23 protein-coding genes are annotated in these 23,687 nt (G+C 70.8%); 15 read left to right on the top strand and 8 right to left on the bottom strand.

All coding sequences use genetic code 11. From position 1 onward, the window contains the following. Positions 1-10: 10 nt before the first annotated feature. The 3 genes from AB5J55_RS17040 to AB5J55_RS17030 all read left to right on the top strand — a co-directional run bounded on the left by AB5J55_RS17040 (position 11) and on the right by AB5J55_RS17030 (position 3,347). On the top strand, positions 11-865 hold the full coding sequence (locus tag AB5J55_RS17040) for a hypothetical protein (RefSeq protein ID WP_369271498.1): 855 nt from the start codon (positions 11-13) through the stop codon (positions 863-865). Further along, a complete protein-coding gene (locus AB5J55_RS17035) occupies positions 862-1,968 on the top strand; it encodes a hypothetical protein (protein ID WP_369271497.1) in 1,107 nt (368 codons plus the stop codon). The genes AB5J55_RS17040 and AB5J55_RS17035 overlap by 4 nt, the downstream gene beginning before the upstream one ends. Positions 1,969-2,030: 62 nt before the next feature. Further along, complete coding sequence (locus tag AB5J55_RS17030; RefSeq protein WP_369276211.1) at positions 2,031-3,347, top strand: hypothetical protein; 1,317 nt, start codon at positions 2,031-2,033, stop codon at positions 3,345-3,347. 82 nt (positions 3,348-3,429) lie between these two features. Here the strand turns inward: AB5J55_RS17030 and AB5J55_RS17025 are convergent, their stop codons facing one another. Continuing rightward, a complete protein-coding gene (locus AB5J55_RS17025; protein WP_369271496.1) occupies positions 3,430-4,926 on the bottom strand; it encodes an oligopeptide:H+ symporter in 1,497 nt (498 codons plus the stop codon). 489 nt (positions 4,927-5,415) lie between these two features. On the opposite strand from AB5J55_RS17025, the gene AB5J55_RS17020 reads away from it, so the two are divergent. Both AB5J55_RS17020 and AB5J55_RS17015 read left to right on the top strand, forming a co-directional pair. Continuing rightward, positions 5,416-6,093: a response regulator transcription factor gene (locus tag AB5J55_RS17020; RefSeq protein ID WP_369271495.1), complete on the top strand. Its 678-nt coding sequence runs from the start codon at positions 5,416-5,418 to the stop codon at positions 6,091-6,093. A gap of 42 nt (positions 6,094-6,135) precedes the next feature. Continuing rightward, positions 6,136-7,410 carry an ATP-binding protein gene (locus AB5J55_RS17015; protein ID WP_369271494.1) on the top strand — a complete coding sequence of 425 codons (1,275 nt, stop codon included), beginning with the start codon at positions 6,136-6,138 and terminating at the stop codon, positions 7,408-7,410. A 51-nt stretch (positions 7,411-7,461) separates the two neighbouring features. Here the strand turns inward: AB5J55_RS17015 and AB5J55_RS17010 are convergent, their stop codons facing one another. Continuing rightward, positions 7,462-8,031, bottom strand: coding sequence for a GtrA family protein (locus AB5J55_RS17010; RefSeq protein WP_369271493.1), 570 nt, complete (start codon positions 8,029-8,031; stop codon positions 7,462-7,464). 196 nt (positions 8,032-8,227) lie between these two features. Between AB5J55_RS17010 and AB5J55_RS17005 the strand changes: the two genes are divergently transcribed. The 3 genes from AB5J55_RS17005 to AB5J55_RS16995 are packed head-to-tail and all read left to right on the top strand — an operon-like array spanning position 8,228 to position 11,081. Continuing rightward, positions 8,228-9,367 carry a 5-(carboxyamino)imidazole ribonucleotide synthase gene (locus AB5J55_RS17005; protein ID WP_369271492.1) on the top strand — a complete coding sequence of 380 codons (1,140 nt, stop codon included), beginning with the start codon at positions 8,228-8,230 and terminating at the stop codon, positions 9,365-9,367. Continuing rightward, positions 9,364-9,891, top strand: coding sequence for a 5-(carboxyamino)imidazole ribonucleotide mutase (gene purE / locus AB5J55_RS17000; protein WP_369271491.1), 528 nt, complete (start codon positions 9,364-9,366; stop codon positions 9,889-9,891). The genes AB5J55_RS17005 and purE overlap by 4 nt, the downstream gene beginning before the upstream one ends. Before the next feature lie 5 nt (positions 9,892-9,896). Continuing rightward, positions 9,897-11,081: a dipeptidase gene (locus AB5J55_RS16995; RefSeq protein WP_369271490.1), complete on the top strand. Its 1,185-nt coding sequence runs from the start codon at positions 9,897-9,899 to the stop codon at positions 11,079-11,081. On the opposite strand, the gene AB5J55_RS16990 is transcribed toward AB5J55_RS16995, so the two are convergent. Beyond that, positions 11,030-12,184 (bottom strand): alkene reductase, encoded by a 1,155-nt coding sequence (locus tag AB5J55_RS16990; protein ID WP_369271489.1) that lies wholly within the window; start codon positions 12,182-12,184, stop codon positions 11,030-11,032. The genes AB5J55_RS16995 and AB5J55_RS16990 overlap by 52 nt on opposite strands. A gap of 72 nt (positions 12,185-12,256) precedes the next feature. On the opposite strand from AB5J55_RS16990, the gene AB5J55_RS16985 reads away from it, so the two are divergent. Together AB5J55_RS16985 and AB5J55_RS16980 are read left to right on the top strand one after the other, a co-directional pair. Continuing rightward, the gene (locus AB5J55_RS16985; protein WP_369271488.1) at positions 12,257-12,616 is read left to right on the top strand and encodes a MerR family transcriptional regulator; all 360 of its coding nucleotides are present in this window, start codon (positions 12,257-12,259) and stop codon (positions 12,614-12,616) included. 146 nt (positions 12,617-12,762) lie between these two features. Further along, positions 12,763-13,893, top strand: coding sequence for a dipeptidase (locus tag AB5J55_RS16980; protein ID WP_369271487.1), 1,131 nt, complete (start codon positions 12,763-12,765; stop codon positions 13,891-13,893). A gap of 30 nt (positions 13,894-13,923) precedes the next feature. Here the strand turns inward: AB5J55_RS16980 and AB5J55_RS16975 are convergent, their stop codons facing one another. Continuing rightward, the gene (locus tag AB5J55_RS16975) at positions 13,924-14,310 is read right to left on the bottom strand and encodes a VOC family protein (protein WP_369271486.1); all 387 of its coding nucleotides are present in this window, start codon (positions 14,308-14,310) and stop codon (positions 13,924-13,926) included. A 34-nt stretch (positions 14,311-14,344) separates the two neighbouring features. Further along, the gene (locus AB5J55_RS16970) at positions 14,345-14,704 is read right to left on the bottom strand and encodes a VOC family protein (RefSeq protein ID WP_369271485.1); all 360 of its coding nucleotides are present in this window, start codon (positions 14,702-14,704) and stop codon (positions 14,345-14,347) included. A 116-nt stretch (positions 14,705-14,820) separates the two neighbouring features. Here AB5J55_RS16970 and AB5J55_RS16965 point away from each other — a divergent pair, with 116 nt between their 5' ends. Continuing rightward, on the top strand, positions 14,821-15,321 hold the full coding sequence (locus AB5J55_RS16965; RefSeq protein ID WP_369271484.1) for a CGNR zinc finger domain-containing protein: 501 nt from the start codon (positions 14,821-14,823) through the stop codon (positions 15,319-15,321). Positions 15,322-15,703: 382 nt separating this feature from the next. Here the strand turns inward: AB5J55_RS16965 and AB5J55_RS16960 are convergent, their stop codons facing one another. Beyond that, entirely contained in the window at positions 15,704-17,047 is a 1,344-nt protein-coding gene (locus AB5J55_RS16960) for a UDP-glucose/GDP-mannose dehydrogenase family protein (RefSeq protein WP_369271483.1), read from the bottom strand. A 189-nt stretch (positions 17,048-17,236) separates the two neighbouring features. On the opposite strand from AB5J55_RS16960, the gene AB5J55_RS16955 reads away from it, so the two are divergent. Together AB5J55_RS16955 and AB5J55_RS16950 are read left to right on the top strand one after the other, a co-directional pair. Beyond that, entirely contained in the window at positions 17,237-18,394 is a 1,158-nt protein-coding gene (locus AB5J55_RS16955; protein WP_369271482.1) for an acyl-CoA dehydrogenase, read from the top strand. A 218-nt stretch (positions 18,395-18,612) separates the two neighbouring features. Further along, positions 18,613-18,975: a four-helix bundle copper-binding protein gene (locus tag AB5J55_RS16950; RefSeq protein ID WP_369271481.1), complete on the top strand. Its 363-nt coding sequence runs from the start codon at positions 18,613-18,615 to the stop codon at positions 18,973-18,975. A gap of 62 nt (positions 18,976-19,037) precedes the next feature. On the opposite strand, the gene AB5J55_RS16945 is transcribed toward AB5J55_RS16950, so the two are convergent. Beyond that, positions 19,038-20,312: an LCP family protein gene (locus tag AB5J55_RS16945; RefSeq protein WP_369271480.1), complete on the bottom strand. Its 1,275-nt coding sequence runs from the start codon at positions 20,310-20,312 to the stop codon at positions 19,038-19,040. Between the two features lie 119 nt (positions 20,313-20,431). On the opposite strand from AB5J55_RS16945, the gene AB5J55_RS16940 reads away from it, so the two are divergent. Further along, positions 20,432-20,989, top strand: a complete 558-nt coding sequence (locus AB5J55_RS16940) for an acyl-CoA thioesterase (protein ID WP_369271479.1) — start codon at positions 20,432-20,434, stop codon at positions 20,987-20,989. A 39-nt stretch (positions 20,990-21,028) separates the two neighbouring features. On the opposite strand, the gene AB5J55_RS16935 is transcribed toward AB5J55_RS16940, so the two are convergent. Continuing rightward, positions 21,029-22,372, bottom strand: coding sequence for an LCP family protein (locus AB5J55_RS16935; protein ID WP_369271478.1), 1,344 nt, complete (start codon positions 22,370-22,372; stop codon positions 21,029-21,031). A gap of 252 nt (positions 22,373-22,624) precedes the next feature. On the opposite strand from AB5J55_RS16935, the gene AB5J55_RS16930 reads away from it, so the two are divergent. Continuing rightward, positions 22,625-23,677 carry a glycosyltransferase family 2 protein gene (locus AB5J55_RS16930; RefSeq protein WP_369271477.1) on the top strand — a complete coding sequence of 351 codons (1,053 nt, stop codon included), beginning with the start codon at positions 22,625-22,627 and terminating at the stop codon, positions 23,675-23,677. The last annotated feature ends 10 nt before the right edge of the window (positions 23,678-23,687 follow it).

The following is a 23,687-nucleotide window of genomic DNA, read 5'->3' as shown; positions in this document are numbered from 1 at the left end:
GGAGCCGCCGATGTCGTCAGCCGTCCGTGTCCTGTGCCTGTCCCTGCTGCTCCTGGTGGCGGCCGCTCCCGTGGCGACCGCCGCCGGGGCCTGGACCGTCGCGCCCTCCGGCGGCGGGCGGCCGTCCTTCTACGCCGAGGGCGCGCCCGGGACGGTCCAGCAGGACACGGTGTCCGTGACGAACCGGGGCGGCGAGCCGGTCACCGTACGGCTGCACGGCGCCGGCGTCCCGATCGCCTTCGCCGCCGGCGCGATACGGATCCCGGCCCGCACCCGCGCCGAGGTCCCCTTCACGGTGACCGTCCCGCCGGGCACGGCCCCCGGCGACCGCTCCGGCGAGATCGTCGCCCGCGACGCCGACGGCCGCGCGCGGACCGTCCCGCTCCGCCTTCGCGTGACCGGCCCGGAGCTGTCCGCGCTGACGGTGGAACACGTCCGGGTGCACCCCGACGGCATCACATACGAGCTGGTCAACCGCGGTACGACCGCCCTCGCCCCGAGCCTCGCGATCCGCGCCGACGGTGTCTTCGGCCGCCTCCTCGACCGCGCCCCGCGCCCCCTCTCCGTCGACCTGCCCCCGGGCAGCCGTACGAAGCTCACCGAGCCGTGGCCCGACCGGCCCGCGCTCGACGCGGTCGACGTGCGCCTGACGGTGACGGCGGCGGGCGGGGCGAGCGACACGGCGCGGGCGTCGGCGCGGTTCGTGCTGTGGGATGCGGTGGCCGGGGTCGGGGGGTTCGTGGTGGCGGTGGTGGGCGCCTTGTTCGTCGTACGGCATCGAGGGCGCCGTAGGCCCGACGACGGCGAGTCGGCCGAAACGGAACATGCCTACAGGCAAGCCGAGTTGACGGGAGCGGGGACGTGAACGCCAGGGTGCGGATCGCGGTGTTGCTTGCCGTGCTGGCGCTGCTGTCGCCGGTGACGGCCGTGAACGTGTCGGCCGCGGACGACCCGCCCACCGTCAAGCTGTCCAAGTCCCAGGCCGGGACGGGCGGTTCGATCACCGTGACCGGCAGCGGCTGGCGGGCCCGCACCCTGCTGATGATCCTCATCTGCGGCCGGTCCGTGCCGTCGACCGGCGTGAGCGGCGGCACCAACTCCTGCGCCAATGCGGAAGGCAGGGCCGTGACGACCGACGCGGACGGACGCTTCAGCCGGAAACTTCCGGTGGCCGAGCCGCCCGTTCCGTGCCCGTGCGTGGTGCACGTGGCGACGGTGACCGGGGCGAAGGCCGAGGCCGACGCGATCTTCCAGGTGGCCGGGCACGCGGTCGAGCCGCTGCCCGCAGAGCCGGCCGGGGGACGCCTGTCGGTCCTCACGGACACCCGGCTGGACGGTTCGAGCGGTCTGCTCACCTGGTTCGGCGCACCGCCGGCGCGGACGCTGGTGTTCACGGTCGGCAATGTCGGCACCTCACCCGTCAGGAACCCGGTCTTCCAGGTCGGCACCTCCCACGGCGTGTTCGCACCGCAGTGGCAGGAACAGCAGTGGCGCGGCACGATCCAGCCGGGCAGGAAGGCGCGGATCGAGCTGCCGGTGGAACTCGCCGCCGGCGCGCACGGCGACTACGCGGTCTCCCTGAAGTACGGCGGCAAGGTGATGGCCGAACAGCCCTGGGGCGTGGGCCGGCCCTGGGGCGTGACGCTGTTCTGGATCCTGGTCTGTCTGGTCGTACCGGCGGCGCTGTTCCGCGTCGGGCTGGCGGTCGTGGACCGGGTACGGCCGCGGCAGACGGCCCGCCGCCGTGGGTTCCGGCTGCCCGAACCTGCCCTGCGCCTACCGGGGTTGAAGCCCCGCGAAGAGGCGAGGCACGCCCTCCCCTCTTCCTCCTCCTCGGCCCTGCCGTGGTTCACCCCGGACAGCGATCCGGGCACGGCCGGTCGGCTCTCCGCACCGCACGACGACAGCCCGACGAGTTCGACGGGCCCCACGACTCCGTCGGCTCCGACCAGGAAGGGACCCCCGTGAGCAAGCGAAGGAGAGTCACACCGGCACGCCCGGGAAGAGGTGGCGCGGCGGGCGTCGCGCTGATGCTCGGCGGCGCGGGCATCCTGCTCGGCGTGTCCGCCGCGCCCGCCCAGGCCGCTGAGGTGGCGTACGCGACCGAGTGCATTCCGCCCGCCATCTCCGGGCTGCCGCCGGTCCAGGGCACCACGAAGGTGGAGATCACCGCGCCCGCGGAGGCGAAGGTCGGCGACGAGGTGGAGATCGTCTGGAAGTTCGTCCAGGCCGCGTCCAAGAACCCCGACATCCTCGACCTGCAGGCGAACACGGTCCAGCCGTCGGGAACGCTGAAGGCGGCCGGTGCGCAGACCGCGGACGTCGCCATGCAGGGGCCCCGGGAGAACCCGGCGATCCCCAAGGGCAGCGACATGAAGCTGTCCGACATGAAGGGCAAGCTGAAGCTGACGGCACCGGGCGAGGTGACCCTGACGCCGGGCGCGTACAACATCAACGTCAACAAGCCCATCTCCACGGACACCAAGTGCGCGCCGAAGGAGACGGTGCAGAAGGCCGCGACGATCAAGGTGACGGACGGGGGCGGGACTTCGGGCGGTACGACGGGAGGCCTGCCGACGGTCGTCCCGACGCTGCCGACGAGCGTGCCGACCGGTCTGCCGACGGGGTCGTCGAGCCCTTCGGACCCGGCGCCGAGTGAGAGCGAGACGGGCGGGGGCACCGGCGGTACGAGCACCGGGGGCGGCGACGGCGGCCAGACCGACTTCACCGGCAAGGAGGTCCAGGTCCCGTACAAGTGCAAGACGCCCATCGGCGACAAGGAGGCGACCTCGCCGGTCCAGATCAACGCCAAGAAGAACGGCGGGAGTTTCGATCTGACGGTGCAGTTCAAGAAGTCGGTGATGGACAGCCCCGCCGACATCCCCAAGGACTCGGTCAAGCCGTCGATGGAGGTCGCCCTGGGCGGCGCCGACAAGGGCACGGTCCACGTCGAGGGGCCCACCAACTCCGAGGCCGTCAAGTCGGGCGACCCGATCGAGATCCCCGACCTCACGGGCACGTACAAGCCGGGCGCGAGCGGCGAGTCGACCCTCTCCCCGGGAGTCCTGACGATCGAGGCCCTCGGCACGACGACGACCTGCACACCGGCCAAGTCGGAGGTGTCACTGACGCTGGACACGAGCGAGCAGGCGAGCGGCGCGTCCGGCGGCGGATCGACGGGCGGTTCAGCGGGCGGCTCGGCGGGCGGCTCGTCGACGGACGGCGGCCTGGCGGCGACCGGCGCGGAGGACCAGGGGTCCTTGAAGGCGCTGGGTCTGGTGGCGGGGACGGCGCTGCTGCTGGGCGGGGCGGTGTTCACGTTCATGCCCGGACGCAGGGCGCGTTAGCCCGCCCGCGAACCCATCCGCAACGCACGAAGGCCGTTGCACCCACCCGGGTGCAACGGCCTTCGTCGGCTCCGGCAGCGCGCTAGCGGACGTTGCCCATGAGCTCCTTGACCTTCTTGCGGTACATCCACACCGCCACACCGGCGAGCACGGCGAGCGTGGCCTCCAGGGCGACGATGTTCGTCTTGTTCAGGTCGACCCCGGCGATGGAGAGCAGGCCGGTCGTGGCGTCACCCGCGGTGACGGCCAGGAACCAGACGCCCATCATCTGCGAGGCGTACTTCGCGGGAGCCATCTTCGTCGTCACCGACAGACCCACCGGGGAGAGCAGCAGCTCACCGACGGTCTGCGTGAAGTAGATCGCCACCAGCCACATCGCGGCCGCCTTGTGCCCGCCCTCGGCGATCGTCAGCGGGGCCAGGAAGAGGAAGAAGGACGCGCCGACCAGCACCAGACCGGAGGCGAACTTCACGATCGTGCTCGGCTCCTTGCCGCGCCGGTTCAGCGCGAGCCAGAACCAGGCGAAGACCGGGGCCAGCGCCATGATCAGGACCGGGTTGACCGACTGGTACCAGGAGACCGGGAAGTCCCAGCCGAAGACGCTGTTCTCGGCGGAGCCCTCGGCGAAGATCGACAGGGTCGAGCCGCCCTGGTCGTAGATCATCCAGAACACGGCGGCGGCGACGAAGAACCAGATGTAGGCGGACATCTTCGACTGCTCGGGACGGTCCAGGTCCTTGTCGCGCTTGATGCGGACCAGAACCATGGTCGGGATGATCACACCGAGCAGGGTCAGCGGGACCAGGACCCAGTTCAGCGTGTAGCTGCCGGAGAAGCCGACGATCGCGTAGAAGACGACCGCGATACCGGCCCAGATCGCCGCCTTGCGCAGCGTGGACGTCTTCTCCTCGGCGGACAGCGGCGTCGGGACGACGCTGGAGCGCTCGGCCAGGTTGCGGGAGCCGATCAGGAACTGGGCGAGACCCAGCGCCATGCCGAGTGCGGCGAGCGCGAAGCCCAGGTGCCAGTTGACGCTCTCACCGATGGTGCCGATGATCAGCGGGGCCGCGAAGGCACCGAGGTTGATGCCCATGTAGAAGACGGTGAACCCGCCGTCGCGGCGCGGGTCGTCCGGTCCGTCGTAGAGGTGGCCGACCATCGTGGAGATGTTGGCCTTCAGCAGACCCGAGCCGATCGCGACCAGGCCGAGGCCGGCGTAGAACGTGCCGGAGGACGGCAGAGCCAGCGTGAGGTGGCCGAGCATGATGATGCCGCCGGCCACGGCGACGGTCTTGCGCGGCCCCCAGACCCGGTCGCCGAACCAGCCGCCGGGCATGGCGAGCAGGTACACCATCGACACGTAGACCGAGTAGATCGCGGTCGCCGTCGCCGCGTTGAGGTGCAGGCCGCCCGGAGCGACCAGGTACAGCGGGAGCAGAGCCCTCATGCCGTAGTAGGAGAAACGCTCCCACATCTCGGTCATGAAGAGAGTGGCCAGTCCGCGGGGGTGGCCGAAGAAGGTCTTCTCGGAGCCGGGGGTGCCCGGGCGGGCCGAGTCCTTCGTCAGGCTGGACGCCATGGTCGATCCTTGCTGGTCGGGACGCGCGGCGACGTAGATACGGTCACGCGCCCGGTGGGGGCGGCCGGCACCGGCGGGACGGCCGCCGGCCCCACGCCCGGGGGGAGTCCCGCTCCGGGTCGCGAAGCGGAGGGCGGCGACCGCCGGGATCCACACCCCCGCCTTCGGGGGCCCGGCCCACAGGTCATTCCTTTTTCGGTGCGCACATAAAAGAGACCCTCAGCGTCAAATGCGCCGAAGGTCCCCGCAGTGCTACAGGCGTAGAGTCACCATACGTCAGGACACCGCCTGAAATGGAAGGACTTGAGACACGGATCACAGGTGTCGAGGGAACCGCAGCCGCCCTTTCGAAGGTCCTTCCCAGGATCGCACTTCGCAGACATGGTCTGTACCACTGCGGCCGAAGGTAAGAGATTCACCCGAGCCGGGTAAGAACCAAGGCGTCCGATCACACCCCGGCTCTTGTCATGGGCGGACTACCATCAGCTCATGACCCGTGTACTGCTCGCCGAGGACGACGCGTCCATTTCGGAGCCGCTGGCCCGCGCACTGCGCCGGGAAGGGTACGAGGTCGAGGTGCGGGAGGACGGCCCCACCGCACTCGACGCAGGACTGCAGGGCGGGATCGACCTGGTCGTGCTGGACCTCGGCCTGCCCGGCATGGACGGCCTGGAGGTGGCCCGCCGGCTGCGCGCCGACGCTCACGCCGTGCCGATCCTCATCCTCACCGCGCGTGCCGACGAGGTGGACACCGTCGTGGGCCTGGACGCGGGCGCCGACGACTACGTCACCAAGCCGTTCCGGCTCGCCGAACTGCTCGCGCGGGTCCGGGCCCTGCTGCGGCGCGGCGCCGCCGAGCCGCAGCAGCCGCCCGCCACGCACGGGGTGCGCATCGACGTCGAGTCGCACCGCGCGTGGATGGGCGACGAGGAACTCCAGCTCACCGCCAAGGAGTTCGACCTGCTGCGGGTGCTGGTGCGCGACGCGGGGCGGGTCGTCACCCGGGACCAGCTGATGCGGGAGGTCTGGGACACCACCTGGTGGTCCTCGACCAAGACGCTCGACATGCACATCTCCTGGCTGCGCAAGAAGCTCGGCGACGACGCGGCGAACCCCCGCTACATCGCGACCGTGCGGGGCGTGGGCTTCCGCTTCGAGAAGAGCTGAGCCGCTGCCGTACCGGCATGGCACACAGGTAAGTAAGAGGACATGCGCCGCCGACTGATCCAGTCCACCCTCGCCGTGGTTCTCGTGGTGATCGCCGTCTTCGGCGTGTCACTCGTCATCGTCGAGACACGGACCATCACCAGCACCGCCCAGGAGCGGGTGGACACCGAAGCGGTGCGGCTGGTCAGCATCGTGGACAGCCGGCTGCTCGGCGACGAGACCGTGGACGCGGCGGTGCTGCGGGACCAGATCCAGGGGGATCGGTACGCCCGGATCCGCATCCCGGGCAAGCCCGTGATCGAGGTGGGCGAGCGGCCGACCGGTGACGTCATCAGCGCCAGTGAGACGGGCGAGGAGGGCGAGACGGTCACCGTGCAGGAGCCGCGCTCGTCGGTGACGCGCGAGGTCGGCCGTACGTTGCTGATCATCGGCGCGGTCGCTCTGCTGGCGGTGATCGCGGCGGTCCTGCTGGCGGTGCGCCAGGCGAACCGGCTGGCCTCGCCGCTCACCGACCTCGCGGAGACGGCGGAACGTCTCGGCTCCGGCGACCCGCGGCCCCGGCACAAGCGGTACGGCGTCCATGAGCTGGACCGCGTGGCGGACGTCCTCGACTCATCCGCCGAGCGCATCGGGCGCATGCTGACGGCGGAACGCCGCCTCGCCGCTGACGCCTCCCACCAGCTCCGCACCCCGCTCACGGCACTGTCCATGCGCCTGGAGGAGATCACCCTCACCGACGATCCCGACACGGTGAAGGAGGAGGCCACGATCGCCCTGACGCAGGTGGAGCGCCTCACGGACGTCGTCGAACGCCTCCTCACCAACTCCCGCGACCCCCGCACCGGCTCGGCCGTCACCTTCGACCTGGACGAGGTCATCCAGCAGCAGCTGGCGGAGTGGCGCCCCGCCTACCGCAGCGCGGGCCGGGCGATCGTCAGCTCGGGCAAGCGGCACCTGGAGGCCGTCGGCACGCCGGGCGCCGTTGCTCAGGTCCTGGCAGCCCTGATCGAGAACTCCCTCATGCACGGTGGCGGCACCGTGGCGCTGCGCACCCGAGTCACCGGCAACCAGGCGGTCATCGAGGTCACGGACGAGGGCCCCGGAATCCCGGCGGACCTCGGTGCTCGCATCTTCGAGCGCGCGATCAGCGGCCGCAACTCCACCGGGATCGGCCTCGCGGTGGCCCGCGACTTGGCCGAGGCGGACGGCGGCCGCCTGGAAATGCTCCAGACCAAGCCCCCGGTCCTGGCCCTGTTCCTCTCCCGCACGCCCCCGCCGAAGAAGCCGGGCCAGGAATCGAGCACGACGGTCAGGTGACACTCCGGCCCGTCCGGGGGTGACCCCGAGAGGGCCGGTGACGCGTCGGCGTCAGCCCACCCGGACCCGCGGCTTCTCCGGCTTCTCCGTACCCCTCGCACCCCTCCGAGGCGTCTCCAGGAACGATTCCGCTCCGGCCACCGGCTCCTCCGAGGGAAGCGCGCGGAACACCCACGTCCGGTAGGACCAGAACCGGAACAGCGTCGCGATGCCGATGCCGAGGAACTTGAAGATGTTGCTCTGCAGCGGGCTGTCCCAGCCGAAGCCGTACGTCGCCGCGTACAGGACACCGTTCTCGATCACCAGGCCGACCACGCTGAACAGCAGGAACAGGCCCAGTTCCTTCGTGCGGCGGCCCTTGTCGCGATCCCGGTAGGTGAAGTACCGGAAGCCGAGGTAGTTGAAGATGATCGCGACCACCGTCGCGATGACGCTCGCGCGCACCACCTGCAGGTCGGTCACATGCCGTACCAGGTTGAACACGAGCAGGTTGACAAGGAGTCCCGCCCCACCCACCGCACCGAACTTGGCGACCTCACGCACCAGCCGGTCGAAGCGTTGCCGCACGGCACTGCGGGGTGCCGGAGGCGCCGTATGAAGCCCCGAGGAACCACGTCCCATGGTCGTAAAGGCTCCTGTCGGTCGGTTTGTCGGTTGGTTTCGTCAACCCAGCCATGCTAACCACCCCCCTCGACGATTGCCTGTGCGCAAGCTCATAGGCGGGGAAGAGACCCGGAAACTCGGGTAAGAAGACCGGCGAGGGCCGGCGGCAGGGGACGGAAACCGGCCGCCGCGAAGTGGCCGATACCCTAGGGGCGTGACGTTCCCGGTAGTCGGCATGGTCGGCGGGGGTCAGCTTGCTCGTATGACACACGAGGCGGGCATCCCGTTGGGCATCAGGTTCAAGCTCCTCAGTGACACCCCTCAGGATTCCGCGGCGCAGGTCGTCAGTGATGTCGTCATCGGCGACTATCGCGACCTCGACACGCTGCGCGACTTCGCGAGGGGCTGCGATGTGATCACTTTCGATCACGAACATGTACCCACCGAGCACCTCAGGGCTCTGGAGGCGGACGGCATCCCCGTCCGCCCGGGCCCCGACGCGCTCGTGCACGCCCAGGACAAGGGCGTGATGCGGGCGAAGCTCGACGCGATCGGCGTGCCGTGCCCGCGGCACCGCATCGTGACCGATCCAGCGGACGTGGTCGCCTTCGCGGCCGAGGGCGACGGCTTCCCGGTCGTCCTCAAGACCGTCCGCGGCGGGTACGACGGCAAGGGGGTCTGGGTCGTCGAGTCGGCCGAGGAGGCCGCGGACCCCTTCCGCGCCGGCGTCCCGGTCCTCGCCGAGGAGAAGGTCGACTACGTCCGCGAGCTCGCGGCGAACGTCGTCCGCTCCCCGCACGGCCAGGCGGTCGCCTACCCCGTGGTGGAGTCCCAGCAGGTGGGCGGCGTCTGCGACACGGTCATCGCGCCCGCCCCCGACCTCGACGAGGTCCTCGCGCTCAAGGCCGAGAAGCTCGCCCTGACGATCGCCAAGGAACTGGACGTCGTCGGCCACCTCGCCGTGGAGCTGTTCCAGACCCGCGACGGCCGCATCCTCGTCAACGAGCTGGCGATGCGCCCGCACAACTCGGGCCACTGGACCCAGGACGGCGCCATCACGTCCCAGTTCGCCAACCACGTCCGGGCCGTCCTGGACCTCCCCCTCGGCGACCCGCGCCCGCGCGCCGGGTGGACGGTCATGGTCAACGTCCTCGGCGGCGACTACCCCGACATGTACTCCGCGTACCTGCACTGCATGGCCCGCGACCCCCAGCTCAAGATCCACATGTACGGCAAGGACGTGAAGCCCGGTCGCAAGGTCGGTCACGTCAACACCTACGGCGACGACCTCGACGACGTGCTGGAGCGCGCCCGTCACGCTGCCGGCTACCTGAGAGGGACCATCACCGAATGAGCCCCGTTGTAGGCATCGTCATGGGGTCGGACTCCGACTGGCCCGTCATGGAGGCCGCCGCGCAGGCCCTCGACGAGTTCGAGATCGAGTACGAGGTCGACGTCGTCTCCGCGCACCGGATGCCGCGCGAGATGGTCACCTACGGCGAGCAGGCGGCCGAGCGCGGTCTGAAGGCGATCATCGCCGGGGCCGGCGGCGCCGCCCACCTCCCCGGCATGCTCGCCTCGGTCACGCCGCTGCCCGTCATCGGCGTCCCGGTCCCGCTGAAGTACCTGGACGGCATGGACTCCCTGCTCTCCATCGTGCAGATGCCGGCCGGCGTCCCCGTGGCCACGGTCTCGGTCGCGGGCGCGCGCAACGCCGGTCTGCTCGCCGCCCGCATCCTCGCCGCTCACGACGAGGACCTGCTCCAGCGGATGCGGGAGTTCCAGCAGGAGCTGAACGACCAGGCCACCGAGAAGGGCAAGCGCCTGCGCGCCAAGGTAGAGGGCGCGAGCGGCTTCGGCTTCGGCTCGGGGAAGTGACGCCGATGACCTCCCTGGAGGCAGCCCGGGAACTCCTGCGCGAGTTCCCGGTCGTGGACGGCCACAACGACCTGCCGTGGGCCCTGCGCGAACAGGTCCGCTACGACCTCGACGCCCGCGACATCGCCGCCGACCAGGGCGCCCACCTGCACACCGACATCCCCCGGCTGCGCGAGGGCGGCGTGGGCGCGCAGTACTGGTCGGTGTACGTGCGCTCCGACTACGCCGGTGACAAGGCGGTCAGCGCCACCCTCGAACAGATCGACTGCGTACGGCAGTTGCTGGCCCGCCACCCGGCCGACCTGCGCCCCGCGCTGACGGCGGCGGACATGGAGGCGGCCCGCGCCGAGGGCCGTATCGCCTCCCTGATGGGCGCCGAGGGCGGCCACTCCATCGCCAACTCCCTCGCCACGCTGCGGGCGTTGTACGCGCTCGGCGTGCGCTACATGACCCTCACCCACAACGACAACATCGCGTGGGCCGACTCCGCGACGGACGAGCCCGGGGTGGGCGGTCTGTCGGCCTTCGGCCGCGAGGTCGTGCGGGAGATGAACCGCGAGGGCATGCTCGTCGACCTCTCGCACGTGGCGGCGACGACGATGCGCGACGCGCTCGACACCTCCACGGCCCCGGTGATCTTCTCCCACTCCTCCTCCCGCGCGGTCTGCGACCACCCGCGCAACATCCCCGACGACGTCCTGGAGCGCCTGCCCGGCAACGGCGGCGTCGCGATGGTGACGTTCGTACCGAAGTTCGTGCTGCAGGCGGCGGTCGACTGGACGGTCGCGGCCGACGAGAACATGCGCGCCCACGGCTTCCACCACCTCGACACGACCGCCGAGGCGATGAAGGTGCACCGCGCCTTCGAGGAGGGCAACCCGCGCCCGATCGCCACGGTGTCCACGGTCGCCGACCACCTGGACCACATGCGCGAGGTCACCGGCATCGACCACCTCGGCATCGGCGGCGACTACGACGGCACCGCCTTCACCCCGGACGGTCTGAACGACGTCTCCGGCTACCCGAACCTGATCGCCGAACTGCTGGACCGCGGCTGGTCGAAGCCCGACCTGGCCAAGCTGACCTGGCAGAACGCGGTACGGGTGCTGGGCGCGGCGGAGGACGTGGCCCGTGACCTTCAGGCCACGCGCGGCCCGTCCAACGCGACCGTCGAGGCACTGGACGGCTGATCGTCGAGGGCGGGGTAGTCGGTGTAGCCGGTCGCCCCGCCCGTGTACATCAGGTACCTGTCCCGCACCGGGTTGAGCGGCGCCCCGAGCGCGAGCCGGCGCACCAGGTCGGGGTTGGCCAGGAACGGGCGGCCGAGGGCGATCAGATCGGCACCGGCGGCGAGGAGCCGGGCCGACGCGTCGCCGATCGCCTCGGCGGACAGCTCCGGGAGCACCGGGTTGGCGATCAGGGTCCCCGGCCAGGCGGCGCGGATCCGGCCGAACAGCGGGTCCGCCGGGTCGGCGTACACGAGGTGCAGATACGCCGGTCCGAGCCCGCCGAGCGCCTCGACGAGCGCCGGGTGGAGCGTGTCGCTGTCGGTCTCGTCGATGCCGTTGACGGTGTTCCGCGGCGAGATCCGCACGCCCACCCGCTCCGGCCCGATCGCAGCGGCCACCGCCTCGACCACCTCCCGCACGAACCGGATCCGCCCGGCCACCGAGCCGCCGTACTCGTCCGTGCGGCGGTTGGTGTTGCCGGCCAGGAACTGGTGCAGCAGATGGCCGTTGGCGGAGTGCACCTCGACGCCCTCGAAACCGGCGGCCACGGCGTTGCGGGCGGCCGTCGCGAAGTCGGCGACGGTGGCGCGGATGTCGTCGGCGGTCATCTCCCGCGGGACGACGGCGGGGCGGTGCCCGTCCGGCGTGAAGATCGTCTCCGGGAGCGGCACGGGCGAGGGCGAGACCGGCGTCAGTCCGCTGGTGGCCGGGTGCCCGACCCGGCCACCGTGCTGGAGCTGGAGAAACATCGGCCCACCGCCCGCGGCCCGCACGGCGTCCGTGACCCGCCGCCAGCCGGCCACGTGCGACGGGGTGTGGATCGCGGTGATGTTCGGATACGTCTGCCCGACCGCGTTCGGCGTCGAGGCCTCGGCGATGAGCAGCCCGGCCGTCGCGCGCTGAGCGTAGTAGGTGGCCATCAGCGGCGTCGGAGTACCGTCCGCCGCCGCGCGGTTCCTGGTCAGCGGGGCCATGACCAGGTGGTTCGGCAGGTGCAGGGGGCCCAGGCGGGCCGGGGCGAGGAGGGGACGTACGGCTGCCGTCTTGTCCGTCGAGTGCGTCATGGCCGTACCGTAGAAGTTGACATCAGTGTCAGGTTCAAGCCCGGACGGACCAGGGAACCAGGGGGGCACGGCATGCGGATCGGTGAGTTGGCCCGGCGCACCGGCGTGAGTGAGCGGTCGCTGCGCTACTACGAGGCCCAAGGGCTGCTGCGCGCCGAGCGCACCCCAGGCGGCCACCGTGACTATTCCGAGGCGGCCGTCGACCGGGTCGTCCGGATCCAGGAGCTGTTCGCCGCCGGGCTGCACAGCAGCCGGATCGCGCAGCTGCTGCCCTGCATGCGGGACACCGACGGCGGCCCCTCCGCGATCGCCACGCCCCGGCTTGTCGAGGACCTCACCGCCGAGCGCGACCGCATCGACGGCATGATCGCCGACCTGGTCCGCTCCCGCGACACCCTGGACGAGGTGATCGAGGCGGCGCGGGAGAGCTGACGCGCGCAGATACCCCCGCGCACGCCGTTCCATGCCCGTCGGCACGCGGTACCCCCGAACGCCCCGTCCACCAGGAAGCCCGTCCGGGCCCGTGCGACGGTGAACCGTACTGCGGATCATCAGGCCGATCACGTACGGAGACCGCCATGGCAGACCTCAAGTACGAAGCGGACACCAGCCCCGAGGTCGGCGAACTCGATGACCTGCCCGCCCCCCTGCCCAAAGAGGAGCCGTCCGACTCCGTCACCGGCCCGGGTGAGGGCACCGACGCGGATCTCCTCGGCCGTGCCCACACCCTCCTTGCCGCCCATCCCGTCGCCGACGGCTACAGCGGGCTGCCGTGGGCGCTGCGCCGCCTGCCCTGGTTCGACCTGGAGCTCGGCGAGAGCGCCGTCGACACCGACGTGCCGCGGCTGCGCGAGGGACACGTCGGCGCGCTGTTCTGGGCGCTGCACCTGCCGGACGGGCTGACCGGCGACCGGGCCGTCGGTGCCACGCTGGACCAGCTGGACCTTGTGAAGACCGTCGTACGGGCCCACCCGGAGGGCCTGCGCCTGGCCGACAACCCGGGCCCGATCACCGACGTCCGCCACTGCGGCCGAATCGCCGTCCTACCGGGCCCGGCCGGGGCCGCCGCCCTCGGTGACTCGCTCGGGATCCTGCGTTCCCTGCACGGGTTGGGGCTGCGCGCCCTCACGCTGTCCGGCGTGGCCTGGGCGAGCGAGGCGGGGCTGACCCGGTTCGGCGAGGAGGTGCTGCGCGAGATGAACCGTCTCGGTGTGCTGGCCGATCTCTCCGGCGCCTCGCCGGACACCGTGCGCCGGGCGTGCGCGGTGTCCAAGGCCCCGGTCCTGTGCGCCCGCTCCGCCGCCGGCGCCCTGCGCCCCCATCCGGCCAACCTCCCCGACGACCTGCTCACCGAGCTGGGCGCCGTGCGCGGCCTGTGCATGGTGCCGCTCACCGCCGAGCAGACCGGGCCGTCCGTCCGTGACGTCGCCGACCATCTCGACCACGTCCGTGAGGTCGCCGGCGCGGAGTCCGTCGGCCTGTCCGGCACCTACGACGCCGGCACCGCCCACCCGCAGGACCTCACCGACGCCTCCTGCTACCCGCACCTCGTCGCCGAGCTGCTGCGCAGGGGCTGGTCCGAGGCCGACATCGCCCTGCTGACCTGGGGCAATGTCCAGCGGGTCCTGCGCGAGGCCGACTTCACCGCCCGGGAGGCACAGCGGCGCCGGGCGCCGTCGACGATGAAGATCTCCGAGCTGGACGGGTAACGGGGGAACCGGGGACGGCCGCCGGCGGGCTCAGGGCTCCTCGATCCGGCAGAGGCAGAACGGATGCCCCGCCGGATCGGCGTACACCCGGAAGTCCTCCTTGTCCTCCGCGTGCAGCAACCTAGCGCCCAGCCCCAGCACCTTCTCCTGGGCCGCCTCGACCTCCTCCCAGGTGGACCCCGCGTCGAAGTCCAGGTGGAACTGCTGGGAGTTGCGGTCGGCCCGCGGCCACTCCGGCGGGGTGTACCCGGGCGCCGGCTGGAAGGCGAGCCGAGGTCCGTCGGGGAGCCGCAGCACGACCCAGTCGGGGTCGTCGTCCTCGACCGTGCCGCCGCCGACGCCGGCGTAGAAGCGGGCGAGGGCGCGCGGGTCGGGGCAGTCGATGACGACGGAACGCAGACGGGTCACGGGGGCCATGGGTTCCTCCCGAGGGTCACGGGGTGCTCGGCACTCAGCAGGCGCACAGACAGAACGGGTGCCCCGCCGGATCCGCGTAAACCCGGAAGGTCCGCGAGCGGTCCTCGGTGTCCAGCGGCTTCGCACCCAGGGCCAGCACCTCCTTCTCGGCGGCGTCCAAGTCCTCGACGGTCAGGTCCAGATGGAACTGCTGCGAGTGCTCGGGCGACGGCCACTGCGGCGGTACGTATCCGGGGGCGGCCTGGAACGCCAGGGTCGGCCCGCCGGGCACCTTCACGTCCACCCAGTCCTCCTGGTCCTCGATGCTGCCGCCGAGCACGCGCGCGTAGAAGTCGGCGAGGGCGCGGGGGTCGGGACAGTCCAGGACGACGGCGCCCAGTTCTGCGATGGCCATGGCTTCCTCCTCGAAGCGGTGGTTACCTGTACTTGGCGTCAACAGGTAACGCGGTTACCGCATAGTCCCGCATTGGGGGTAACGTCGCAAGGGGATTCGGGAGGTAGCGTGCATTCATGAGTGAGAGATCGCCCGCGCCCGGGGGCCTGGAGCTGGTTGAGTCCCTGGTCAACACGCTGGACCTCGAGTCGGGCGCGGACTCGCTGGACACGGCCGAGGGGCGGGCGCGCTTCGGGCTGGCCGAGGAGGACATACCCGGCGCACGGGAGTTGCGGGAGTCCCTGCGGGTGGCCCTCCTCGCCCACGCGGGACATCCGCCGCACCGTGCGGCCACGCCGCTCGGCGAGCTGCTGGCGGCGGGTCCGCTGGTCGTCACGGTCGATGCGGCCGACGGCTCCGCCGATCTGCTCGCCGCGGACGGGGGCTCGCTGCTGTCCCGGGTGGCGATGGCGATTGCCCAGGCCCTCGGTGACGGGACCTGGGCGCGGCTGAAGGCGTGCGAGGCGGTCGACTGTCACTGGGCGTACTACGACCGCAGTCCGGCGGGGCGTGGCCGGTGGTGCTCGATGCAGGTGTGCGGTGCGCGGGCGAAGATGCGGAGGTATCGGGCGAAGTAAGCCCTTTCTCAGTGGGGTTGGACGACCGCTCGGCGCCGGGTGGTCCGGGTGGGGCAGAATGCGACAAGACGCCGTTTCGGCCGACTGAGCCTCGGCCGAAACGGCGTCGTCTGTCTCGTCGGCGGGTCATTGCGGCGCCGGGCAGAGGGAGTTGCGGCGAGGTGGGTCAGAGCCTTCTGGCCCCGTGGGTCAGGGCTTTCCGGTCCCGTGGAGCGCGACCCCCGACGCCGTGGATCAGGACTTTCCGGCCCATGGCTCACGTGCTCCGGCTCTGTGGCTCACGCGCTCCGGCCCCGTGGCTCACGCGCTCCGGCTCTGTGCGTCGGAGAGGTCAGGTCCCCCTGCGTCCCGTGGCCTGGTCGTCGGCCGTGTGGCCCGCGGTCTAGGCCGTCGGTCGGCCCATCGCCCGGTAGTTCCAGCCGGCCTTGCGCCACACCTCCGGGTCGAGGGCATTGCGTCCGTCCAGAATGACCCGCGCTGCCGCGACCTCGCCGAGCGCCGCCGGGTCCAGCTCGCGGAACTCCCGCCACTCGGTCAGGTGCAGTACGACGTCGGCGCCGCGCACCGCGTCGATCGCGGTGTCGGCGTAACCGAGGGTCGGGAAGAGGCGGCGGGCGTTGTCCATGCCCTTGGGGTCGTACACCGTGACCTGGCCGCCCTGGAGGTGGATCTGGCCGGCGACGTTGAGGGCGGGGGAGTCGCGGACGTCGTCCGAGTCGGGCTTGAAGGTGGCGCCGAGCACGGCGACGCGCTTGCCCAGGAAGGGACCGCCGCCCAGCGCCTGCCGGGCGAGCTCCACCATCTGCCCGCGCTGACGCATGTTGATCGAGTCGATCTCGCGCAGGAAGGTCAGCGCCTGGTCGGCACCCAGCTCACCGGCGCGGGCCATGAAGGCGCGGATGTCCTTGGGCAGGCAGCCGCCGCCGAACCCGATACCGGCCCGCAGGAACTTCTTGCCGATCCGGTCGTCGTGGCCGATGGCCTCCGCGAGCCTGGCCACATCGCCGCCGGCCGCCTCGCACACCTCCGCCATGGCGTTGATGAAGGAGATCTTGGTGGCGAGGAAGGAGTTGGCGGAGGTCTTCACCAGCTCGGCGGTGGGGAAGTCGGTGACGACGAACGGGGAGCCGTCCGCGATCGGCGTCGCGTACACCTCGCGCAGCAGCTTCTCGGCCCGCTCGCTGCGCACGCCGACCACGATCCGGTCCGGGTGCAGCGTGTCCTGGACGGCGAAGCCCTCGCGCAGGAACTCGGGGTTCCAGGCGAGCTCGACCTCACCGCCGCCAGGGGCGAGCTCCAGGATGCGGGCCGCGAGCCGGTCCGCGCTGCCGACCGGCACGGTCGACTTGCCGACGACCAGGCTGGGCCCACGCAGGTGCTTGGCGAGCGACTCGACGGCCGCGTCCACGTAGCTCATGTCGCAGGCGTACTCGCCGTGCTTCTGCGGGGTGTTCACACAGACGAAGTGCACATCGCCGAACTCGGCGACCTCGGCCCAGTCCATCGTGAAGCGCAGCCGCCCGGTGGAACCCTCGATACCGGCGACGTGCTTGCGCAGCAGCTCCTCCAGGCCCGGCTCGAACATCGGGACCCGGCCCTCGCCGAGCATCTCGATCTTCTCGGGCACCACGTCGAGCCCCAGCACCTCGAAGCCGAGCTCGGCCATGGCCGCGGCGTGCGTCGCGCCGAGGTAACCGGTGCCGATCACCGTGATCTTGAGGGCCATGGGGACTCCAGGGAGAAGGACGGGGACATGCGGCCCCGAGCATAGTCGGAGGGTCTGAAGGGCAACTTCCCAGCTGTCGCGAAGCTCACGTATCACTCCCGTGGGCCGCCCCCTAAAATTTGAGTTACTTAACGGTAATTAGCGCCAGCTTCGCACTGACCACACAGCGTCCTTGGAGCGTGAGAGACCTTGGCCGGATCGGCTGACTTCGACCTGTACCGCCCGTCCGAGGAGCACGACATGCTCCGTGACGCCATTCGCTCGCTGGCCGAGGCGAAGATCGCGCCGTACGCCGCCGCCGTGGACGAGGAGGCCCGTTTCCCGCGGGAGGCGCTGGACGCCCTGGTGGCCAACGACCTGCACGCCGTCCACGTGCCCGAGGAGTACGGCGGCGCGGGCGCGGACGCCCTTGCCACGGTGATCGTCATCGAGGAGGTGTCCCGCGTCTGCGCGAGCTCCTCCCTCATCCCGGCGGTGAACAAGCTGGGCTCGCTCCCGGTGATCCTCTCCGGCTCCGAGGACCTGAAGAAGCGGTACATGACCCCGCTCGCCAAGGGCGAGGGCATGTTCTCGTACTGCCTCTCCGAGCCCGACGCCGGCTCCGACGCGGCCGGCATGAAGACGAAGGCCGTCCGCGACGGCGACCACTACGTGCTGAACGGCGTGAAGCGCTGGATCACCAACGCCGGCGAGTCCGAGTACTACACGGTGATGGCGGTCACCGACCCGACGAAGCGCTCCAAGGGCATCAGCGCCTTCGTCGTCGAGAAGGCCGACGAGGGCGTCTCCTTCGGCGCCCCCGAGAAGAAGCTCGGCATCAAGGGCTCCCCGACCCGCGAGGTCTACCTGGACAACGTTCGCATACCGGCGGACCGCATGATCGGCGAGGAGGGCACCGGCTTCGCCACCGCGATGAAGACGCTGGACCACACCCGCATCACCATCGCCGCGCAGGCCCTCGGCATCGCCCAGGGCGCCCTCGACTACGCCAAGGGCTACGTCCAGGAGCGCAAGCAGTTCGGCAAGCCGATCGCCGACTTCCAGGGCATCCAGTTCATGCTCGCCGACATGGCCATGAAGATCTCGGCCGCCCGCGCCCTGACCTACCAGGCCGCCGCCGCCTCCGAGCGCGGTGACGCCGACCTGACCTACCTGGGCGCCGCCGCCAAGTGCTTCGCCTCGGACGTGGCGATGGAGGTCACCACGGACGCCGTCCAGCTCCTCGGCGGTTACGGCTATACCCGTGACTACCCCGTCGAGCGCATGATGCGCGACGCCAAGATCACGCAGATCTACGAGGGCACGAACCAGGTCCAGCGCATCGTCATGGCGCGCAACCTGCCGTAACCCCAGGGGATTTGAAGGCGAAGGGTGTCCGGTTCTCCGGGCACCCTTCACTCATTTGGACCTGTTGCACCGTCTTGCAGCGGAACCCGGGCGACCGTGCCCTGTGTGGCATCTGATGGGAATTGTTCGCGTCCGCCCGATGGCGCGGCGCGGCGGGCGGGCGTAGGACGGAAGGGCACGGGGCCCGCACCCGGGCTCCCGCACCCCCAGGAGGAGCCATGACCCAGCCCCAGACGATGCCCGCGATGAGCAAGGAGATGCAGGACTGCGTCGACGCGTGCATGACCTGCCACAGCATCTGCGAGGAGACCATGAGCTCCTGCATGCAGATGGGCGGCCAGGCTCAGATGCAGATCATGCGGGCGCTCATGGACTGCGCCGAGACGACGCGTATGTGCGCGGACATGATGATGCGCCGCTCGCCCATGTCGGCCGAGATGTGCGCGATGTGCGCCAAGGCCTGCGAGATGTGCGCGGAGGCGTGTATGTCCATGCCGGACGATCCCCAGATGATGCGCTGCGCAGAGGCGTGTCGCCGCTGTGCCACGACCTGCCGCGCGATGGCGGGCGCCGTGATGTGACGACCGCCCGACAACAGTCGAGGGCACCCCGCCGGAGTGCCCTCGCCGCTGCCGTCGGTGCCTCAGTTGCCCGAGACGGTGACCTTCTCGTCGTTCTTCAGCTGTTCCACCAGCGTCTTCACCTTCGCGGTGTCCCACTGGAGGTTGCCGTTCGCGGAGTTGCCCGAGATCGGCATGTTCATGGACTTGCCCTCGCCGCCGCTGACGCCCTTCATCGCCCAGAACATGGACGCCAGGTCGTACAGGCCCATGTCCTTGTCGACGATCAGCGAGTCCAGGCCGGCGCCCATCGTCGGGTACAGCTTGAAGGGGTTCAGGACGGTGCTCGGGGTCGCCACCTGGTTGGCCAGGGCCGAGAGGAACTTCTGCTGGTTCTTCGTACGGTCCAGGTCGGAGCCGGCCAGCGCGTACCGGGTGCGGACGAAGGCGAGCGCCTCCTCGCCGTTCAGGGTCTGCTTGCCCTTCTTGAAGTCGGCGCCGGACTTGGAGTCCTTGATGTCCTGCGGGATGTCGATCTCGACACCGCCGACGGAGTCCACGATGTTCGCGAAGCCCGCGAAGCCGATCTCGACGTAGTGGTCGATGTGCAGACCGGTGTTGGACTCGACGGTACGGACCAGCAGTTCGGGACCGTCCTCCGCGTACGCCGCGTTCAGCTTCACCTGACGGCCGGTGCCCTGGTAGAGCTTCCCGGAGTCCGAGCCCTTGTACGACGGGATCGTGACGTTCGAGTCGCGGGGGAGCGAGATCAGGGTGTCGCCGTTGCTGCCGACGTGCAGGATCATCATCGAGTCCGTGCGCTTGCCGTCGGCGGACCCGGTGTGCAGGTTCTTCTTCTGGTCGTCGGACAGCCCCTCACGGCTGTCGGAGCCGACGATGAGGTAGTTCGTGCCCTCGCCCGCCTCCGGTCGGTCGATGACCATGGACAGGTCGACCTCACGGTTGAGCTTGGAGTCGGCCCAGAAGTAAGTCGCGACGGACGTCACCACCAGCACCGTCACCAGCGTGATGGTGGTCACCTTGATACGGCGCCGCCAGTTCGGCGCGGGCCGCGGCTCGCGCATCCCCCCGCCGTCACGGCCGCCCCCGCCACCGCCGTACACCTGGCCGGTGTTGTAACCGCTGTCGTACCCGTCGTCGCCGTAGCCGCCGTGGCCCTGGCCGTTGACGTACGACTGCTGCTGCGGCACCCCGCCGTAGCCCTGGCCGGGCGGCGCCGCCTGACCGCGGCGGACCTGCCGCATCACGCGCGCGCTCTCGGGCTGTGCGCTCGCGCTGCCGCGTCCGTAGCGGTTGCCGCGGTTGTCGTCGGACCATGCCTGGGGCCAGTCATTCATGCGCCCCAGTGTGCAGGGCATGGCCAGGTCACTTACAAGGTTCGGCGGAAAATAGAGGCACGGCTGTTGCGAACCCAACACAAAGTCCGCGAATGTCGACGCGGCATAAGGTGGAGGCCATGACAGACCAGGTCACCGCCGCAGAGTCGGGCACTCCGGAGATCCCGGGCAAGCCCACCTCCGCATCCCGCACCACCCTCAGCCACATCATGACCCACAACGACACCAACCTCCTCGGGACGGTGCACGGCGGTGTGATCATGAAACTCGTCGACGACGCCGCGGGCGCGGTGGCCGGCCGGCACAGTGGCGGCCCCGCCGTCACCGCGTCCATGGACGAGATGGTCTTCCTCGAGCCGGTCCGCGTCGGCGACCTCGTCCATGTGAAGGCCCAGGTCAACTGGACCGGCCGGACCTCGATGGAGGTCGGCGTACGGGTCCTTGCGGAACGCTGGAACGAGTCCGCCCCGCCCACCCAGGTCGGCTCGGCCTACCTGGTCTTCGCAGCGGTCGACGCCGACGGCAAGCCACGGCGCGTCCCCGAGGTTCTCCCGGAAACCGAACGCGACAAGCGCCGCAACCAGGAGGCCCAGATCCGCCGCACCCACCGTCTGGCCCGCAGGCGAGCCATCAAGGAACTCCGCGAGAAGAGGGCGGCGGAGGGGTACGAGGACTGAGGGCGCTGCCGAGGGTTGCCGGGCGGGGCATCCGCCGTACTAGGAGCACCCCGCCTCGTCGCCCCGTACCACCGTCGCCTGGCCCTGTGTCGGGTCCTCGGCCCGTACCTTGCGCACCTTTTTGAAGTCCGTCCCGGCGATCACCTTCAGGGTGGGACCCAGCCCCTTCACGGGGCGCAGTTGACTCCCCGGGAGTGCTGCTGCCAGGGACTTCGCCGAGCGGTCCCAGCCGGGGTCGTGGGCGACGACCGTGCGCTTGACGGAGCGGTCCGCCGCGTTCACCGGACGGCCCGTCGTACGGAACCCGGCCGCCGCGAGCGCGGCGTCGACGCGCTTGCCGAGGTCCGCCGTCGCCGTGCCGTTCTCCACCTGGACGCGGATCTGCTGCGGGGCGACCTCCACCGGCACGGCCCTCCTCTTCGGCCGTTGCGCGGCCAGCGGCTTGTCCTCGCGCAGGGCCCGGAAGAGGCGTTCGGCCTGTGAGGTGTTCCACTTCACGGTGGAGCCGAGGCCCTTCACCTCGTATGCCAGCTGCCCGATCGGCACGGTCGTGAACTCCGACGACGACGGCGAGAAGTTCCGCATCGCCCGCCCGAGGTCGAGCAGTTCCCCCGTGCCGAACCCCTTGTCCGCCCGCACCGACCCCAGCACCGCCCGCGTCACGTCCCGGAACCGCATCGGGTTCAGCAGGATCCCGGACGACGTCGCCCGCTCGATCAGCGCTGCCATGAACCGCTGCTGACGGTGCACCCGGCCGAGATCCGAGTCGCTGTCGACGTGCCGCGCGCGGACGTACTGCAACGCCTCCCCGCCCATCAGCCGATGCGTGCCGGCCGGCAGGTCCAGCCCGGTGTAGGAGTCCTTCAGCGGCTCGGCCGTGCAGATCCGCACACCGCCGACCACGTCGACCGTCTTCATGAAGCTGGTGAAGTCGACCTCCAGATAGTGGTCGATCTTCACGTGCGTCATGTGCTCGACGGTGCGCACGGTGAGGTTCGGCCCGCCCTCCGCGTACGCCGCGTTGATCTTGATGGGATGGGCCTTGCGCCCCTCACCCGCGGGCACCTCGGCGTACGAGTCGCGCGGCAGGCTCACCACGCTCGCCCGCTCCCGGTCCTCCGAGATGTGCACGATCATGATCGTGTCGGTGCAGTGACACGGGGCGCCACCGAGCCGGTACCTGCGCCGCTCCTCCTCGCTGATGCGGTCGCGGCCGTCCGTGCCGACGAGCAGGACGTTCATCCCGTGCCCGGCCTGCGGCCGGTTCTTCATGTCCTTGAACGGGTCCACCCGCGCGATCTTCGCGTCCAGGCTGGTGACCACCGCGTGCCCGATCCCGGCGGACGCGAGGACGACGACGGACAGCGTGGTCACCGCCCGCATGGCCCACCGCGGCCGCCTCCGCCGTACAGGCGCGACCGGCCGCGCTCCGCCACGGGGCGGCTGCGGGCTGCGCTGCGGCGGGGCGGAAGAGCGGCGGGGCGGCGTGGGCATGGGGGGATACCTCCGCTGGGGTTGCCCTGGGGGCCGTACGTGGGATCCGTGAGCACCGTAGGCCCATACGATCTGCTGCCCGGAGCACCGGCCCCGGCGGGGCGCACCGGTGTCCCCCGTTCGCGGTAACGTGAGCCCCCTATGAACGCCAATCCCGACGTGCAGCTCCCCGCCGTGTCCGTGATCATGCCCGTCCTCAACGAGGAGCGGCATCTGCGCGGAGCAGTCCAAGCGATCCTCGCGCAGGAGTACGCCGGCGAGATGGAGGTCGTGATCGCCCTCGGTCCGTCCACGGACCGCACGGACGAGATCGCCGCCGAGCTCGTGGCCGAGACGGCATCGTCCGAGAACAAGCGCGTACACACCGTCCCGAACCCGACCGGCCGCACCCCCGCCGCCCTCAACGCCGCGATCAAGGCCTCCCGCCACCCGATCGTCGTCCGCGTCGACGGCCACGGCATGCTCTCGCCGAACTACATCACCACCGCCGTACGGCTCCTGGAGGAGACCGGCGCGCAGAACGTCGGCGGCATCATGCACGCCGAGGGCGAGAACGACTGGGAGCACGCCGTCGCCGCCGCGATGACGTCGAGGATCGGCGTCGGGAACGCCGCCTTCCACACCGGCGGCGAGGCGCAGGCGGCCGAGACCGTGTACCTCGGTGTGTTCCGGCGTGAGGCGCTGGAGCAACAGGGCGGCTACAACGAGGAGTTCATCCGCGCCCAGGACTGGGAGCTCAACTTCCGGATCCGGGAAGCGGGCGGACTGATCTGGTTCTCGCCCGAGCTGAAGGTGTCGTACCGCCCGAGGCCGTCGGTGAAGGCACTCGCCAAGCAGTACAAGGACTACGGCCGCTGGCGTCACGTCGTCGCCCGCTACCACGCCGGCTCCATCAACCTGCGCTACCTCGCCCCGCCGACGGCGGTGTGCGCGATCGCGGCGGGCCTCGTGCTCGGCGCCCTGGTCACCCCGTGGGCGCTGGTCGTCCCCGGCGGCTACCTCGCGGCCATCACCGCAGGCTCGCTCCCGGCCGGCAAGGGCCTCCCGCTGAAGGCACGCCTCCAGATCCCTGTCGCCCTCGCCACCATGCACATGTCCTGGGGCTACGGCTTCCTGACCAGCCCGCGGGCCCTGGCGAGGAAGGTCATCGCCTCCCGCCGCCCGGCCGTGCTCAGCGTCGACAGCGCCGGCTGAGCCCGCCGGG

The organism is Streptomyces sp. R11 (assembly GCF_041051905.1).
GTDB lineage: Bacteria > Actinomycetota > Actinomycetes > Streptomycetales > Streptomycetaceae > Streptomyces.
Note: the sequence above shows the minus strand (reverse complement) of the source record. Positions and strands in the feature narration are given on the sequence as shown.

What these genes read in the sequence shown, in the direction of transcription:
- AB5J55_RS17040 (WP_369271498.1), top strand. Translation starts at nt 11, where the DNA reads ATGTCGTCAGCCGTCCGTGTCCTGTGCCTGTCCCTGCTGCTCCTGGTG.
- AB5J55_RS17030 (WP_369276211.1), top strand. Translation starts at nt 2,031, where the DNA reads ATGCTCGGCGGCGCGGGCATCCTGCTCGGCGTGTCCGCCGCGCCCGCC.
- AB5J55_RS17025 (WP_369271496.1), bottom strand. Translation starts at nt 4,926, where the DNA reads ATGGCGTCCAGCCTGACGAAGGACTCGGCCCGCCCGGGCACCCCCGGC.
- AB5J55_RS17020 (WP_369271495.1), top strand. Translation starts at nt 5,416, where the DNA reads ATGACCCGTGTACTGCTCGCCGAGGACGACGCGTCCATTTCGGAGCCG.
- AB5J55_RS17015 (WP_369271494.1), top strand. Translation starts at nt 6,136, where the DNA reads ATGCGCCGCCGACTGATCCAGTCCACCCTCGCCGTGGTTCTCGTGGTG.
- AB5J55_RS17010 (WP_369271493.1), bottom strand. Translation starts at nt 8,031, where the DNA reads ATGGGACGTGGTTCCTCGGGGCTTCATACGGCGCCTCCGGCACCCCGC.
- purE (WP_369271491.1), top strand. Translation starts at nt 9,364, where the DNA reads ATGAGCCCCGTTGTAGGCATCGTCATGGGGTCGGACTCCGACTGGCCC.
- AB5J55_RS16995 (WP_369271490.1), top strand. Translation starts at nt 9,897, where the DNA reads ATGACCTCCCTGGAGGCAGCCCGGGAACTCCTGCGCGAGTTCCCGGTC.
- AB5J55_RS16990 (WP_369271489.1), bottom strand. Translation starts at nt 12,184, where the DNA reads ATGACGCACTCGACGGACAAGACGGCAGCCGTACGTCCCCTCCTCGCC.
- AB5J55_RS16985 (WP_369271488.1), top strand. Translation starts at nt 12,257, where the DNA reads ATGCGGATCGGTGAGTTGGCCCGGCGCACCGGCGTGAGTGAGCGGTCG.
- AB5J55_RS16980 (WP_369271487.1), top strand. Translation starts at nt 12,763, where the DNA reads ATGGCAGACCTCAAGTACGAAGCGGACACCAGCCCCGAGGTCGGCGAA.
- AB5J55_RS16975 (WP_369271486.1), bottom strand. Translation starts at nt 14,310, where the DNA reads ATGGCCCCCGTGACCCGTCTGCGTTCCGTCGTCATCGACTGCCCCGAC.
- AB5J55_RS16970 (WP_369271485.1), bottom strand. Translation starts at nt 14,704, where the DNA reads ATGGCCATCGCAGAACTGGGCGCCGTCGTCCTGGACTGTCCCGACCCC.
- AB5J55_RS16965 (WP_369271484.1), top strand. Translation starts at nt 14,821, where the DNA reads ATGAGTGAGAGATCGCCCGCGCCCGGGGGCCTGGAGCTGGTTGAGTCC.
- AB5J55_RS16960 (WP_369271483.1), bottom strand. Translation starts at nt 17,047, where the DNA reads ATGGCCCTCAAGATCACGGTGATCGGCACCGGTTACCTCGGCGCGACG.
- AB5J55_RS16950 (WP_369271481.1), top strand. Translation starts at nt 18,613, where the DNA reads ATGACCCAGCCCCAGACGATGCCCGCGATGAGCAAGGAGATGCAGGAC.
- AB5J55_RS16945 (WP_369271480.1), bottom strand. Translation starts at nt 20,312, where the DNA reads ATGAATGACTGGCCCCAGGCATGGTCCGACGACAACCGCGGCAACCGC.
- AB5J55_RS16940 (WP_369271479.1), top strand. Translation starts at nt 20,432, where the DNA reads ATGACAGACCAGGTCACCGCCGCAGAGTCGGGCACTCCGGAGATCCCG.
- AB5J55_RS16935 (WP_369271478.1), bottom strand. Translation starts at nt 22,372, where the DNA reads ATGCGGGCGGTGACCACGCTGTCCGTCGTCGTCCTCGCGTCCGCCGGG.
- AB5J55_RS16930 (WP_369271477.1), top strand. Translation starts at nt 22,625, where the DNA reads ATGAACGCCAATCCCGACGTGCAGCTCCCCGCCGTGTCCGTGATCATG.